Below are 13,251 nucleotides of genomic sequence, written 5' to 3' on the forward strand. Positions count from 1 at the left end.
CTTCCTTAAAAAAAGGTTAAAACCCTACCTTTGCACAAATTATTTTGTGATGATGGATTTTCTTATGAGCGAGGATGGGCTGGAAAATGTGTATGCATGGGCTATCCCGTTGCATGCAACTGTTATTTTAGCTGAAATGATTTACAGCCACGTTTCAGAGGCTAAGTTATATAGTGGGAAAGATCTTGCTACAAATGTTTATCTGGCCTTAATGAATTTTGGTCTGGACCTTATCATGAAAGCATTTGCCATGGGCGTTATGTTTTTCTTCTACAATCACAGGCTTTTTTCATGGGATCTTAGTGTATGGTATCTGCTGGCTTGTTTTATCATCACAGATTTTGCTTATTATGTACTGCATTATGTTGACCACCGTTCCAGAGCATTCTGGGCAGTTCATATCACGCACCACAGTTCAGAATATTTTAACCTTACAACAGGATTCAGAAGTCCTGTCCTACAGCCGCTTTACAGATATTTATATTTTTCACCGCTTGCATTTTTAGGATTCAATCCATGGCATATTATGGTGGCTTATGCTATTGGTCAGGTATATGGAACGTGGGTTCATACACAAACAGTGAAGAGTATGGGATTTTTAGAATATATTCTTGTGACTCCTTCCCACCACCGCGTTCATCATGCATGCAATGTAAAATACCTGGATAAAAATATGGGAATGTGTCTGATCATCTGGGATAAAATATTTGGAACCTTTCAAAAAGAGGACCCTAATATTCCCGTAAAATATGGAATCTATCCTAAAATGCCTGATAACAGACCAGATACGGTACTTTTTTATGAATGGAGAAAAATCTGGAAAGATCTGAAGCAGCCCGGATTAAAGTTTACAGACAGGATCAATTATATTTTCAATTCACCGGGATGGAGACATGACGGAACCGGAAAGACGGTAAGGCAATACCAGAAAGAATATTTTGCAAAACAGGCCAAAAAGAAAGAACAACAGCAAACTCAGGAAGAGCAGAAAACTGCTTAAGCCTGTTTTTAAAATCAATAGAAATCTAAGGAAGAGCGGACTATTTTAGTCCGTTTTTCTGTTTTTTTTAATGGATATTTCTTTTTCAAAGGTTGCATACAATATTTAGATTCCTTCGGAATGACAAAGTGTATGGATAGATAGACTAAGCGTGTAGTTTGTACACTTTCACTCTCAAACTCACATCCCCGAAACCCGAAACCTGAAATCTCGTACCCCCATAACCACCCTCCAACTCTCAAACCCTCTAGCTCAGAATAAAACCCTACTTTTGTCTTATGAAAAAACTCCTTCTGATTTTCACTTTCATCATTACTCAATCTGCATTTTCCCAGCAGACCGACTTTCTGAAAATAAAAAAATACAGGGTTAATTATCTGAATGATAAAATTGAAGAAACTTCCGGACTGGATATTTTAAACGGAAAATTATACACTTTCAACGATAGTGGAAATCCAGCCGAGCTTTTTGAAATTGATAAAAATAATGGCGAAATTATCCGAACACTGAAAACCAATCTGATTAATAATGATTGGGAAGCTTTGGCTAATGACGGTGAGAATTTTTATATAGGAGATTTTGGAAATAATGCAGGAACAAGGAAAAATCTGATGATCTATAAAGTTCCTTACGAACGTCTTGATACATCTATAAACATTAAAATTCCTGGTTCAGAAAGAGCTTTAGATGGAACGACAATTTCTTTTTATTATCCTGAACAGACTGAATTCATTTCTAAAAATACAAAGAATGACTTCGATGCAGAAGCCATGATTTATTTAAATGGAAAACTGCATATATTTACTAAAGAATGGGCGTCAAAAGCAACCTCCCATTATATCGTAGATCCTGACATTTCAGAACTGCAAAAGGCAGAAAAAACAGAAACCTATAAAACAGGTTTTGTGGTAACGGATGCTTCTTACTTTGATAAAAAGCTTTATTTGATAGGATATACTAAGAAAACAGAAGTCTTTTTAGATATTTTTACTGAAACGGAGCCCGGAATATTTTTCAAGCAAAAACCAAAGCACTATTATTTGGGAACAGCTCTTTCATTATCACAGATTGAAGGAATAAGTGTAGATGAAACGGGAATTTATATTTCCAGTGAAAAATTCAAATCTCCATTGGGAACTACAAAACCCTCTTTTTATTTTATCCCTAAAGATCAACTCAAAGATTAATTTGTCTTAAAATTGAGCGAAAAAAATTATCTTTGTGAGAATTAATAATTATTCACCCAGCATCGCAGATTTTGGCAAATATTGTAGAAGAGATTAAACGACCGATCAATGATGAAATGAAACTTTTTGAACAGAAGTTTTATGAATCAATGCAGAGTAAAGTGGCTTTATTAGATAAAGTAACCCGTTTTATTGTTACCACCAAAGGAAAACAGATGCGCCCTATGTTTGTATTTCTTTGTGCCAAGCTGGTAGGAGAGGTGACAGAGAAGACGTACCGCGGTGCGTCTATGATCGAACTAATCCATACTGCTACTCTGGTACATGATGATGTAGTAGATGAAAGTTTTAAACGTCGTAATTTCTTTTCAATCAATGCGCTATGGAAAAATAAAATTGCGGTTTTGGTGGGAGATTATCTTTTATCAAAATCAGTTTTACTATCTACAGACCACAAAGATTATGACTTACTTGGAGTAATTTCCAGAACCATCCGTGAAATGTCAGAAGGAGAACTTCTTCAGCTGGAAAAAGCCAGAAAACTGGATATTACAGAAGATGTTTATTATGAGATTATCCGTCAGAAGACGGCTACTCTCATTGCTGCCTGCTGTGAAATAGGAGTTCTTTCTAACAATGCAGACGAAGTTCTTGCTAAGAAGATGATGGACTTCGGAACCTTTACAGGAATGGCGTTTCAGATCAAAGATGACCTTTTTGATTATTTAAGTTCAAATGTGATCGGAAAGCCCGTAGGAATTGATATTAAAGAACAGAAAATGACCCTGCCTTTAATTCATACCCTGAAAATAGCCAGTGAGAAGGATAGAAAGTACTATTTCGATACTATAAAACGTTATAACAATAACCCCAAACGTGTAAAAGAGCTTATTGAATTCGTTAAAAACTCGGGAGGATTGGAATATGCCATTAAGGTAATGAAAGATTTCCAGCAGAAAGCGAAAGATCTTCTGAATGATTTCCCGGATTCTGAGGCAAGAAAATCGCTGCATAGCATGTTGGATTATGTAATTGAAAGAAAGTTTTAAAAAAATATTAATAAATAAAAAAGGTTTCGGCGCACCACAGGTGCGCCGAAACCTTTTATCAATGTTTTCCTGTTTATATTTTCTGTACCGTTACATTGGTTACATTTCCATTTCCTGTAGGTCCCATCTCTGTTGATAAAATCGTACATGCTTGATTAGGAGCTGCTGTAAAACGAATCTGATACCCAGCTGTAGGCACTACAATTACAGTCGTGTAATTCATTAGTTCACCAATTCTTGTTGAAGCTGTTAGGGTAGGAGTTGCAGCTCCTGCATAATGGCTTCCTCTTCCCAGATAGTTACTGTCCGGAACTGGTCTGATCCCTAAAAGTAATTGTGCTCCTGCAGAAATATTTGTAAAACTTGCCTGTAAAGTCACCAGATAATTACCGGCCTGATTAAAAGTTAGAACCCCTGAAGAAGTGTTATAAGAATAAAATGGGGAAGTAGCAACTGGGCTGGCAAACATTAATGTCACAATAGAAGCTGCACTACTGATATTCTGATCAGCTGCCAGGCGGGCATGGAATAGTGAATAGGCTGTAAAATCAATAGTTTTCAGAACACCATTGGTATCTGCAACCACTACTCTGTCTGTTCCGCCAACTCCTATATTGGAATTAATATTTCGGACACGTACATTTCCCGAACTTACATCCAGTTTTTCTGTTGGAGTAACAGTTCCTATTCCTATTTGTGCGGTATTAGTCACTGTGAAATCATTAGATTGTTGTGCTGTAGAAGGAACTCCGGATGTTGGGTTATCTTTAGCCCCATCAATATGAAAGGTCGTCTGAGGATTGGAAGTATTTATTCCTACCTGTGCAAAGTAAAGTGTAGAAAAGGCAAAAACCTTAGCTACGGTAAGTAATTTTTTCATCATTTTCTAGTGTTTTTAAAAAATTATTAATGTTAATTTCAAATAATATACCAGAGAAATGAAAATAAGCGATTATCGATAAAAATCTATGACTTATAGTTTGATAATGATAATTGAATTTGTGTTTTTAAATTAAATTATTTTTAGACTTACAATAATAACTGCCAGAACTATACAAAATAAAGCGATTAAAAATAAATAATCCGCAATACTCTCAAAGGTGGATTCCCGTTTTTTCGTTTTCGTTCTGATAGCCAGAAATGAGAAAAAGCAGCTGCATGCAAAAAAGATGCTGGCAAGACCTGCAAATTCGTCTAAATGCGTATTCTGACTGATTTTAGCGATTTTTAGAGACGTCATGATAATCAATGAAAACCCTAAAAGATTGCTCGAGGCATTCAAAATGTGAGGTGATTTTTTTTCCATCTTTTACAATTTTTTTCAAAATAAAGCACAATTTTTTTTATTATCAAATTTTTAAAAAAGATTATTAAAAATTAAAATTAATTTAAAAAGTGTATATTAGCAAAATACTTGAAGATTAAAAAACTTTTTTACTTAGCTATGCAAACAACCTACATTGAAACACAGCAAATATCCTTTCAAGATTTTAAAAATCAGATACTTGAAGACTACAGGTTAGGAAGGATCTCTCGTGAAATGTCTTATCTCGGAAGGAGAGAAGTACTCACAGGAAAAGCTAAATTCGGAATTTTTGGGGATGGAAAAGAACTTCCTCAGCTTGCAATGGCGAAAGTTTTCAGAAATGGAGACTTCCGTTCAGGATATTACAGGGATCAGACTTTTGCATTGGCAATAGATGCCTTAACAGTAGAAAGTTTCTTTGCACAGATGTACGCAGATACAAGCGTGGAAAGAGAGCCTGCTTCAGCTGGAAGACAGATGAACGGGCATTTCGCAACAAGAAGTTTAAATGAAGACGGAAGCTGGAAAGATTTGACAGCTCAGAAAAATATTTCTTCCGATATTTCTCCTACAGCCGGACAGATGCCGAGATTATTAGGATTGGCTCAGGCTTCTACAATCTATAAAAGTGTAAAATTTGACGGTTCAGAAAAATTCTCAAGAGAAGGTAACGAAATTGCTTTCGGAACTATTGGGGATGCTTCTACAGCAGAAGGACACTTCTGGGAAACTCTGAATGCAGCATGTGCACTTCAGGTTCCTATGATTGTTTCTATCTGGGATGACGGATATGGAATTTCAGTTCCTACTAAAAATCAAAGAGCAAAAGCTGACATCAGTGAGATGTTAAGCGGTTTCCAGAGAAAGGAAGGTGAGAACCAGGGATGTGAAATCATTCAGGTGAAAGCTTGGGATTATCCTGCATTATTGGATGCATATGCTAAGGCAGAACATTTTGCAAGAACAGAAAGTGTACCGGTAGTGGTTCATGTAATTGATGTTACCCAGCCTCAGGGGCACTCTACATCCGGATCTCACGAAAGATATAAAAATGAAGAACGTCTGGCTTGGGAAGCTGAGTATGACGGACTGGCAAAATTCAAAGAGTGGATCCTGAACTATTCTATTGATATTGATGGAAATGAAGAAGTAATTGCGACTGCTGAAGAGCTAGAAACTATTGATGAAGAGGCAAAAAAGATCGCAAAAGCAGGACAGAAAACGGCTTGGGAAAACTATCAAAAAGCAGTTTCAGAACTTATTCAGTCTATTTTACCTTTAGTAGAAAGCCTTAAAGGGCAGAATGCTGAAGTTGAAGCATACATTTCTCAATTCAATAAACTGGTTTCAAAAGCTAAAAAGGACATTTTCCATTTAGTAAGAAAAGCTTTACTGGCAACAAGAGGTACAAACTCTGCAGAAAGAACTCAGCTGATGCAGAAGTATAATGAAGTTGCGGCAGTTGAAAAAGATAACTATTCTTCTCACTTATACTCTCAGTCGGAATGGAAGTCTGAAAATATCCAGGAAATCAAACCGGTATATTCTGACAGCTCTGAAGATGTAGATGGAAGAGTAGTGATCAGAAATAACTTTGACAAAATTTTTGAAAAATATCCTGAAACCCTGATCTTTGGTGAAGATACCGGAAACATCGGTGATGTAAACCAGGGACTGGAAGGAATGCAGGAAAAATACGGTGCTTTACGTATTGCTGATACAGGAATCCGTGAAGCAACCATTCTTGGACAGGGTATTGGTATGGCCATGAGAGGTTTAAGACCTATCGCTGAAATCCAGTACTTAGACTATGTTCTTTACTGTTTACAGGGGATGAGTGATGATCTGGCAACAGTACATTACAGAACGAAAGGAGGGCAGAAAGCTCCATTGATTATCAGAACAAGAGGGCACAGATTAGAAGGAATCTGGCATTCAGGTTCTCCAATGGCAGGGATTCTTAACCTTTCAAAAGGTATTTTAGTATTAGTACCTAGAAATCTTACGAAAGCAGCAGGATTCTATAACACTATGCTTCAGGCTGACGAACCTGCGATCATCGTAGAATGTCTGAACGGATACAGATTAAAAGAAAAACAGCCGGATAACTTAGGTGAATTCACTGTTCCTGTAGGGAAAATTGAAGTAACTAAAGAAGGAAAAGACGTTACTTTGGTTACTTACGGGTCTACATGGAGAATTGTAACTGAAGCAGCCAATGAATTGGAAAAACTAGGGATTTCTGCAGAAGTAATTGATATTCAGTCGTTGATTCCTTTCGATTTATCTCACGAAATTGCTGAAAGTGTTAAGAAAACCAACAGATTGGTAGTGATTGACGAAGATGTAGAAGGGGGAACTACAGGTTTCATCTTACAGCAGATCCTTGAAAAGCAGAAAGCATTCAGATATCTGGATTCAGATCCGCTGACAATCTCTGCAAATGATCACAGACCTGCCTATGCAAGTGATGGTGACTATTTCAGTAAGCCATCTACAGACGATATGGTAGAAAAAATCTACGCAATGTTTAATGAAACAAATCCTCAGAAATATCCAGCAATATTCTAATTGAGATTTTAGATAAACTTTTGAAACCGCTTCCTTTTTGGGAGCGGTTTTTAACTTATCATAAATAAAAATTAAAATTAAAACTTCATTTATTTTAAAATCAATTAGTTGCATTTTTGAAATAAATTTGTTATGTTTGATATATGAAATTGAATTCTAAAAAATCTTTATTAGGAAAAAGAGATTTATCCACTGGAAGAGTTGCTGTAAGTAGTGCTCTAGGAAGAATATTGCTTCATAGTAAAACAGATTCTGTTAATATAATTTCTGCGATTAGAACTGCTGTTAAAGATGGAACATCTGAGAAGATTGAATTGCAGAAGCCAATTACAAAAGAAGAACTAGAAACTTCAAAATAGTGGACATTGCATTAAGTGGGATTATTCTTTTAATCCTGATTCTACCAGGAATTTCGTTTGCTAAAGGGTTTTATTCTGGAGAATTTTCTAATCAATATACAACGAGTGATTTTTATAACCTTTTAATAAATACTCTTTTTCCGAGTCTTATTCTCTATTTATTATCTTATCCTATTATATATTATGTTTTTAATTATGACTTTGGATTTGATATTATTTTAGGTCTATCATCTTCAAATGATGATGTAATAAAAACGGCAATTACAACAGTAGAAAAAAATAAAATAGCTATTATAGTTTATCAAGTGTTGCTTAATATTATTGCATATTCAATAGGTAATAGATTTAAAAAATGTGTTTTATCAAAATCTTTTGATACAAAATATGATATTCTTAAATATAAAAACGTCTGGCATTATATTATTACTGCAAGATTGTTGAATTTTGAAAAAAACTCACATATACTGCAAAATGACACTGTTGAAGATGTTGATTTTACATACGTTGATGCACTAGTCAATGTTAATGAACAAACATTTATTTATAGAGGAGTTTTAGCGGACTATCAATTAGCTCGTGATGGAGGGTTAGATCTATTAATAGTTACTAATGCACAAAGAAAACTTATTTCAGATCAAAGTGGTATATATAAAGATATAAAAGGAAACTATATTATACTTAAATATTCAGATTTAATAAATTTGAATTTAACATTTATTCAATTAGATGAAACATTTGATGCTTCTGGAAATTTGGTTTCTGTTATTGCAAGAACCATAGATTAAAAATTAATATTATTAATTTTTAATCCTCATCTACCAAAGTAATCCTCAATTTATTCAAAGTATTCATCAGGGTTATACTTGCCGTAAGTTCTACGATTTCGCGCTCTGTAAATTGGCCTATCAGTTTTGTTTTGGTATTTTCCCAGTCATCTTTGCTGTAAATGACGGCTTCTGCCCATTCTAAAACAAGCTTTTGCTGATCATTAAATACTTGCGTATGTTTCCAGCCAGGAAGCCTATTAATAGTATCCTGTTCAAAGCCAAAATTAGACAGTTCTTTTGCATGATAACTGCAGCAATACGCACATCCATTGATTTGAGAGATACGCAGTTCCACAAGGGCTATCAGTTTTTCATCAATCCCGGATTTTCTAATGCTGTTGTGGGCTCTATACAGATTTCCAATCGTTTCTTTTGCAATTTCTTTGTAATTCATAATGAAAATTTTTCTGCAAATTTGCATCAGAAACACTTCAGAACCTATATACTTACTTTTTGGTTATACACTTACCTTTTTGAAAGTGTATCATATTATTAGTTAAAGAATGAAAGAAATAACTTTATTTTTAAAGTCTCGAAGATTAGCACTGATTATTTCTATCCTGTATGTAGGTATTGGAACACTGGCAGTATGCTCAGCTTATGGCAGCGATCCATTTTATGGTGAATGGACTTTGTATGCCATATTAGTAACATTTCCAGTGTCAATTTTGAGTTTTGCATACAGGTATGCAGACCCAGATTTACTTCCTGTTTTATTGATTCAATTTGTAATGTTTTTGCTTATCTTTTTTGTATTATCACTATTTATAAAAAGTAAGCCTGATAATTAGCATCTGTCAAGATAGGATAAAAGTAAAGGCTATCAAACATTGACAGCCTTTATATTTTTCACATCCTCATTCAAAAAAGCGCAATCTTTATCTTCATGTTGCCCTTTCACCTGATATTTTGCTTCCCATTCTTCCAATAAATAGAGGATGGGTAGCAAGGCCAATCCCTTTTCTGTAAGAGAATATTCCACTCTTGGAGGAAGTTCCTTAAACTCTTCACGAATAACCAGTCCATCGGCTTCCATCTCTCTCAGCTGATCAGTCAATACCTTTCTGGAAATGACATTAATGCGTACTGCCAGTTCCCCAAAACGTAACTTTCTGTCTTTAATAACAAGAACAATAATAGGCTTCCATTTGCTTCCCAAAGCGGCCATTGCCTTGCCCAGAGGACAGCTGTATTGCATTAATTCATTCTTTTTCATAGAGAGATCTTTATTTTAAATATCATATGAGACCTGCGTTTCATACGTTACTTTGATGTTACTAATGTAAGTTACTGCGAAGTTACCACTATTTTTTTAATAAAAGATACAAAAGCGAACTATTATTAGTTACTTTGTGTAACAATTATAAAATATAAATTTAAATATGAGCACATCATCATTATTTAAACCGTTTCAATACAAAAATTTACAGCTTAAAAATAGAATCGTAATGGCTCCTATGACCAGAGCACAGTCTGACAATGGAGTCCCAACTCAGAATGTCGCAGACTATTATGGAAGAAGAGCCGCTTCAGAAGTAGGATTAATTCTTTCTGAGGGAACTGTGATCAACAGACCGGGATCAAAAAATATGCAGAATATTCCTGATTTCTATGGAACAGAAGCTTTAAACGGATGGAAAAATGTAATTGATACTGTACATCAGAATGGAGGTAAAATGGGCCCTCAGATCTGGCATGTAGGAGATACAAGAATGTCTGAAGACTATCCGTTGGTTCCAATGGAAAAGGCTTCCACAATGACGATTGAAGATATTCAGGATACCATTGCACAGTTTGCAGCATCTGCAAAATCTGCGAAAGACCTTGGTTTCGACTGTATTGAAATTCATGGAGCTCACGGATACCTTATTGACCAGTTTTTCTGGGAAGTAACCAATACAAGAACTGACGAATACGGTGGTAAAACACTAAAAGAAAGAAGCAGATTTGCTGTAGAAGTAGTAAAAGCGATCAGAGCAGCAGTAGGGGAGGATTTTACCATTATCATCCGTCTTTCACAGTGGAAACAGCAGGATTATAAAACCAGACTGGCATTCACTCCTAATGAAATGGAAGAATGGTTATTACCGTTAAAAGAAGCTGGTGTAGATATTTTCCACTGTTCACAACGTCGTTTCTGGGAGCCGGAATTTGAAGGTTCTGATTTAAACTTTGCAGGATGGGCTAAAAAAATTACCGGACAGCCAACCATTACAGTAGGTTCTGTAGGTTTAAACGGAGATTTCCTGAATGCTTTTGCAGGACAGGGAACAGAAAAAACAGAACTTACAGAACTGATCAGAAGACTTGACAATGAAGAATTTGATCTTGTTGCTGTAGGAAGAGCTATTTTACAGGATCACCAGTGGGTACAGAAGATCAAAGACGGAAATACAGAAGCTCTTTTAGATTTTTCAGCAGAAAGTATGGGCGTTTTATTTTAATATCAATTAGAATAGTGAATTCGCTTCGCGGTCGATTTTTTAACAGCATAATTTATTCACTTGTGAAGCGGAATTAATGATTCAACCTGGTATTAAATCAGCATAATTCACTTTATTTTATATTTAATTTTCACCTATTTATTAAAGAACCCGATTTCAGAATTTCTGAAATCGGGTTCTTATTTGTTTTATAAACAACTTCTGAAAATTCTGAAGGTCATGTTTTATAAGAATCTGCATCCTGTTGCAGCGGGTTCGCATGACCAGTAGGCAGGAACACCATTTTCAGCTTTGTGGCGGCAGGCAATAGTATCTCCTTCACACTGTGGTGCATTTCCTCCGATGATGTTCTTTAATGTCGATTTTGTTAATTTCTTTAGATTTTTCATGTTAATTAGTTTGTTGATTCATGCAAATATAATATTTTTTGTAAATCAAACAATACTTTACACTAAAATGGGAAATAAATTATTTCAAAGAATGTATTTTAAAAACAAACCCGCTTCCGGAATTTCCGGAAGCGGGTTTTAACAGATTTAAATATCTAAAACTGCCTTTAAGCCGGCAGAAATGATTTCTTTATCTTATAAACCGATATTCTTAGTTGGCTTTAATTGCTTTAAGATGCTTTTCGGAATTGCATTTTTGTGAACAAGGATAGCTGTTGATTTGTATTCAACATAAGGTCTTGTTACATAAAGATATCCTGCAAAATCATTGGTTACTCCCCATGAGTTTTTCACCATATAATATTCTTTACCTGTCTGGTCTTTTGCTAAACCTACGATATGCATACCGTGGTCATCCGTTGTAGAAAGGTTGTTAAGAGCTTTCTGACGCATGTCTTCAGTGATGGTTTTATCTTTTTTAGGCTCAGTAAACAAAGTCTGCTTGTTCTCTGCAGTGATCTGATCAAATTCCATATCCGGAACATAAGCTACACCATTTTTATAAGAGAAATAAGGTTCAGAAACGTCAGTTGCCCAACCCACAGAATATCCTTTCGTTACTGCATTGTCGATGATGGCTGTAAGATCTTTCATTGGAACATTCCAGTCAGAATCATGGCTCCAGTTATCAGGAATAGGAACTACAAATTTCTCATAATAAGCATAATCTTTGTAAGAAGATAATTCTACATAATCTTCAGGATTGATTCCTACTACTTCTTTAGCAAATGTTTTCGGGGTGTAGTTTTTCCCTTCATATGTGAAGTTGGCAGGTACTTTTCCTAAATATTCATCAAGAATAGCATCTACAGAATCCATCCAGTTATCTGTAAGTTTTCCTTTTGAAGAAGCCTGAACAAGGCTGTCAAGAACCGGCTTCAGTTTCCCCTGCATTTCCTTGAAGTTATTCGTAGTCTGCCCGGCTTTTAACCCTGTGTACACATCCTGAGGAACTGCACCATACTTCTTGTACATATTGATTACGTCATGAAGTTCTCCTCCGTCACCCCAACTGATAGCGCCATTATTTAACACATATAATTTAGCTTTATCATGATAAGAGTTTCTTGCTGTAAAAATTTCAGCAAGATCTACAGGTTTTTTGCCCATTCTCTGCATTTCAGATTCAAGGAATGAATTTCCTGAGTAGCTCCAGCAAGTTCCTGATGATCCCTGATTTTTTACAGAAGTTGCACCAACGTCTTTTAACGTTGTGAACTGAAAATTAGCATTTTGTGATTGGTTGTTTTTTAACTTGTTGATTAAGTCATCTTGGGCAAACATCATACTTCCTGCAGACAAAACAAAAAGTAATGATGCAATTTTGGCATTTTTCATTACTATAAAAAGATTATTTATATTAAGAGTCGTTGATAATAGAGATTTGTTACACAAGGAAAAGTTAAATTTGAAAAAAAAAAATACTAAAAAACTGATTTTCAAATTTACTTTTTTATCATTTTATCCAAAAAAGTTGATCATGTTTCCAACCTATGCAAAAGTTTCTGCATCTATAATAGTATAACTCCTGACTATGGAACAAGAATTATTATTGGAATGCCAACGTAGCGACCGCAATGCACAGCGGAAAGTTTACGAGAAAATGGCGGGCAGACTTTACGCAGTCTGCAGACGCTATTTGAAAAACGACGAAGATATAGAAGAAGTATTGGCTGATACGTTCTACAAAATATTTACGAAAATTACACAGCTTCATAATGCTGATACTTTTGAAGCATGGGCAAGAAAAATTGCTGTGAACGAATGTCTGCAGAAATTAAGATCCAATAAAGGATTGCTTATTTCACTGGAAGAAAACTTTATTGATCCTTCTGAAGGAACTACCGAAAACCTTTCTATGGAAAAAGATATTCTGAGTTTATTGAATTTTCTCCCTGAAGGCTGCAGAGCCATCTTTAATCTTTTTGCTATTGAAGGATATCCTCATAAGGAAATAGCAACCATGCTTTCCATCAGCGAGGGAACATCAAAATCCCAGCTCAATTTTGCAAGGAAAAAGCTGCAGGAACTTTTAGTGAATCAAAACATTTAAACTTTT

The 13,251-nt window shown here is 35.3% G+C and carries 15 protein-coding genes; 9 read left to right on the forward strand and 6 right to left on the reverse strand.

Going from position 1 to position 13,251, the window contains the following annotated elements; translation table 11 throughout:
* Positions 1-49: 49 nt before the first annotated feature.
* From SFA27_RS07425 to SFA27_RS07435, 3 genes are all read left to right on the forward strand, one after another.
* Positions 50-1,000 (forward strand): sterol desaturase family protein, encoded by a 951-nt coding sequence (locus SFA27_RS07425; protein WP_047378207.1) that lies wholly within the window; start codon positions 50-52, stop codon positions 998-1,000.
* Positions 1,001-1,278: 278 nt separating this feature from the next.
* On the forward strand, positions 1,279-2,187 hold the full coding sequence (locus SFA27_RS07430; protein ID WP_407297349.1) for a hypothetical protein: 909 nt from the start codon (positions 1,279-1,281) through the stop codon (positions 2,185-2,187).
* 71 nt (positions 2,188-2,258) lie between these two features.
* Positions 2,259-3,236 carry a polyprenyl synthetase family protein gene (locus SFA27_RS07435; protein ID WP_407297351.1) on the forward strand — a complete coding sequence of 326 codons (978 nt, stop codon included), beginning with the start codon at positions 2,259-2,261 and terminating at the stop codon, positions 3,234-3,236.
* Between the two features lie 73 nt (positions 3,237-3,309).
* Here the strand turns inward: SFA27_RS07435 and SFA27_RS07440 are convergent, their stop codons facing one another.
* Both SFA27_RS07440 and SFA27_RS07445 read right to left on the reverse strand, forming a co-directional pair.
* Positions 3,310-4,119, reverse strand: coding sequence for a hypothetical protein (locus tag SFA27_RS07440; protein WP_407297353.1), 810 nt, complete (start codon positions 4,117-4,119; stop codon positions 3,310-3,312).
* 129 nt (positions 4,120-4,248) lie between these two features.
* The gene (locus SFA27_RS07445) at positions 4,249-4,542 is read right to left on the reverse strand and encodes a hypothetical protein (protein ID WP_047378204.1); all 294 of its coding nucleotides are present in this window, start codon (positions 4,540-4,542) and stop codon (positions 4,249-4,251) included.
* A 138-nt stretch (positions 4,543-4,680) separates the two neighbouring features.
* Between SFA27_RS07445 and SFA27_RS07450 the strand changes: the two genes are divergently transcribed.
* From SFA27_RS07450 to SFA27_RS07460, 3 genes are all read left to right on the forward strand, one after another.
* Positions 4,681-7,113, forward strand: a complete 2,433-nt coding sequence (locus SFA27_RS07450) for a thiamine pyrophosphate-dependent enzyme (protein ID WP_407297355.1) — start codon at positions 4,681-4,683, stop codon at positions 7,111-7,113.
* Between the two features lie 143 nt (positions 7,114-7,256).
* Positions 7,257-7,472 (forward strand): hypothetical protein, encoded by a 216-nt coding sequence (locus SFA27_RS07455; protein WP_407297357.1) that lies wholly within the window; start codon positions 7,257-7,259, stop codon positions 7,470-7,472.
* Positions 7,472-8,257 carry a hypothetical protein gene (locus SFA27_RS07460; RefSeq protein ID WP_407297359.1) on the forward strand — a complete coding sequence of 262 codons (786 nt, stop codon included), beginning with the start codon at positions 7,472-7,474 and terminating at the stop codon, positions 8,255-8,257. The genes SFA27_RS07455 and SFA27_RS07460 overlap by 1 nt, the downstream gene beginning before the upstream one ends.
* 19 nt (positions 8,258-8,276) lie before the next feature.
* Here the strand turns inward: SFA27_RS07460 and SFA27_RS07465 are convergent, their stop codons facing one another.
* The gene (locus tag SFA27_RS07465) at positions 8,277-8,693 is read right to left on the reverse strand and encodes a carboxymuconolactone decarboxylase family protein (protein WP_407297361.1); all 417 of its coding nucleotides are present in this window, start codon (positions 8,691-8,693) and stop codon (positions 8,277-8,279) included.
* A gap of 109 nt (positions 8,694-8,802) precedes the next feature.
* Between SFA27_RS07465 and SFA27_RS07470 the strand changes: the two genes are divergently transcribed.
* The gene (locus SFA27_RS07470; RefSeq protein WP_407297363.1) at positions 8,803-9,090 is read left to right on the forward strand and encodes a hypothetical protein; all 288 of its coding nucleotides are present in this window, start codon (positions 8,803-8,805) and stop codon (positions 9,088-9,090) included.
* 32 nt (positions 9,091-9,122) lie between these two features.
* Here SFA27_RS07470 and SFA27_RS07475 read toward each other — a convergent pair whose 3' ends face one another.
* Positions 9,123-9,515, reverse strand: a complete 393-nt coding sequence (locus SFA27_RS07475) for a helix-turn-helix domain-containing protein (protein WP_047378201.1) — start codon at positions 9,513-9,515, stop codon at positions 9,123-9,125.
* 166 nt (positions 9,516-9,681) lie between these two features.
* Here SFA27_RS07475 and SFA27_RS07480 point away from each other — a divergent pair, with 166 nt between their 5' ends.
* Positions 9,682-10,743: an NADH:flavin oxidoreductase gene (locus SFA27_RS07480; RefSeq protein WP_407297365.1), complete on the forward strand. Its 1,062-nt coding sequence runs from the start codon at positions 9,682-9,684 to the stop codon at positions 10,741-10,743.
* 224 nt (positions 10,744-10,967) lie between these two features.
* On the opposite strand, the gene SFA27_RS07485 is transcribed toward SFA27_RS07480, so the two are convergent.
* Complete coding sequence (locus SFA27_RS07485; RefSeq protein WP_407297367.1) at positions 10,968-11,132, reverse strand: bacteriocin-like protein; 165 nt, start codon at positions 11,130-11,132, stop codon at positions 10,968-10,970.
* A gap of 195 nt (positions 11,133-11,327) precedes the next feature.
* The gene (locus SFA27_RS07490; RefSeq protein ID WP_047378198.1) at positions 11,328-12,530 is read right to left on the reverse strand and encodes an aminopeptidase C; all 1,203 of its coding nucleotides are present in this window, start codon (positions 12,528-12,530) and stop codon (positions 11,328-11,330) included.
* A gap of 196 nt (positions 12,531-12,726) precedes the next feature.
* Between SFA27_RS07490 and SFA27_RS07495 the strand changes: the two genes are divergently transcribed.
* Positions 12,727-13,245, forward strand: a complete 519-nt coding sequence (locus tag SFA27_RS07495) for an RNA polymerase sigma factor (protein WP_047378197.1) — start codon at positions 12,727-12,729, stop codon at positions 13,243-13,245.
* The last annotated feature ends 6 nt before the right edge of the window (positions 13,246-13,251 follow it).

This window comes from Chryseobacterium sp. HR92 (genome assembly GCF_045689405.1).
GTDB classification, from domain to species: Bacteria; Bacteroidota; Bacteroidia; order Flavobacteriales; family Weeksellaceae; genus Chryseobacterium; species Chryseobacterium viscerum_A.

Excerpts from the sequence above, each read along its gene's own strand:
- SFA27_RS07425 (WP_047378207.1), top strand. The coding sequence starts at position 50 with ATGATGGATTTTCTTATGAGCGAGGATGGGCTGGAAAATGTGTATGCA.
- SFA27_RS07430 (WP_407297349.1), top strand. The coding sequence starts at position 1,279 with ATGAAAAAACTCCTTCTGATTTTCACTTTCATCATTACTCAATCTGCA.
- SFA27_RS07440 (WP_407297353.1), bottom strand. The coding sequence starts at position 4,119 with ATGATGAAAAAATTACTTACCGTAGCTAAGGTTTTTGCCTTTTCTACA.
- SFA27_RS07445 (WP_047378204.1), bottom strand. The coding sequence starts at position 4,542 with ATGGAAAAAAAATCACCTCACATTTTGAATGCCTCGAGCAATCTTTTA.
- SFA27_RS07450 (WP_407297355.1), top strand. The coding sequence starts at position 4,681 with ATGCAAACAACCTACATTGAAACACAGCAAATATCCTTTCAAGATTTT.
- SFA27_RS07455 (WP_407297357.1), top strand. The coding sequence starts at position 7,257 with ATGAAATTGAATTCTAAAAAATCTTTATTAGGAAAAAGAGATTTATCC.
- SFA27_RS07465 (WP_407297361.1), bottom strand. The coding sequence starts at position 8,693 with ATGAATTACAAAGAAATTGCAAAAGAAACGATTGGAAATCTGTATAGA.
- SFA27_RS07470 (WP_407297363.1), top strand. The coding sequence starts at position 8,803 with ATGAAAGAAATAACTTTATTTTTAAAGTCTCGAAGATTAGCACTGATT.
- SFA27_RS07475 (WP_047378201.1), bottom strand. The coding sequence starts at position 9,515 with ATGAAAAAGAATGAATTAATGCAATACAGCTGTCCTCTGGGCAAGGCA.
- SFA27_RS07480 (WP_407297365.1), top strand. The coding sequence starts at position 9,682 with ATGAGCACATCATCATTATTTAAACCGTTTCAATACAAAAATTTACAG.
- SFA27_RS07485 (WP_407297367.1), bottom strand. The coding sequence starts at position 11,132 with ATGAAAAATCTAAAGAAATTAACAAAATCGACATTAAAGAACATCATC.
- SFA27_RS07490 (WP_047378198.1), bottom strand. The coding sequence starts at position 12,530 with ATGAAAAATGCCAAAATTGCATCATTACTTTTTGTTTTGTCTGCAGGA.
- SFA27_RS07495 (WP_047378197.1), top strand. The coding sequence starts at position 12,727 with ATGGAACAAGAATTATTATTGGAATGCCAACGTAGCGACCGCAATGCA.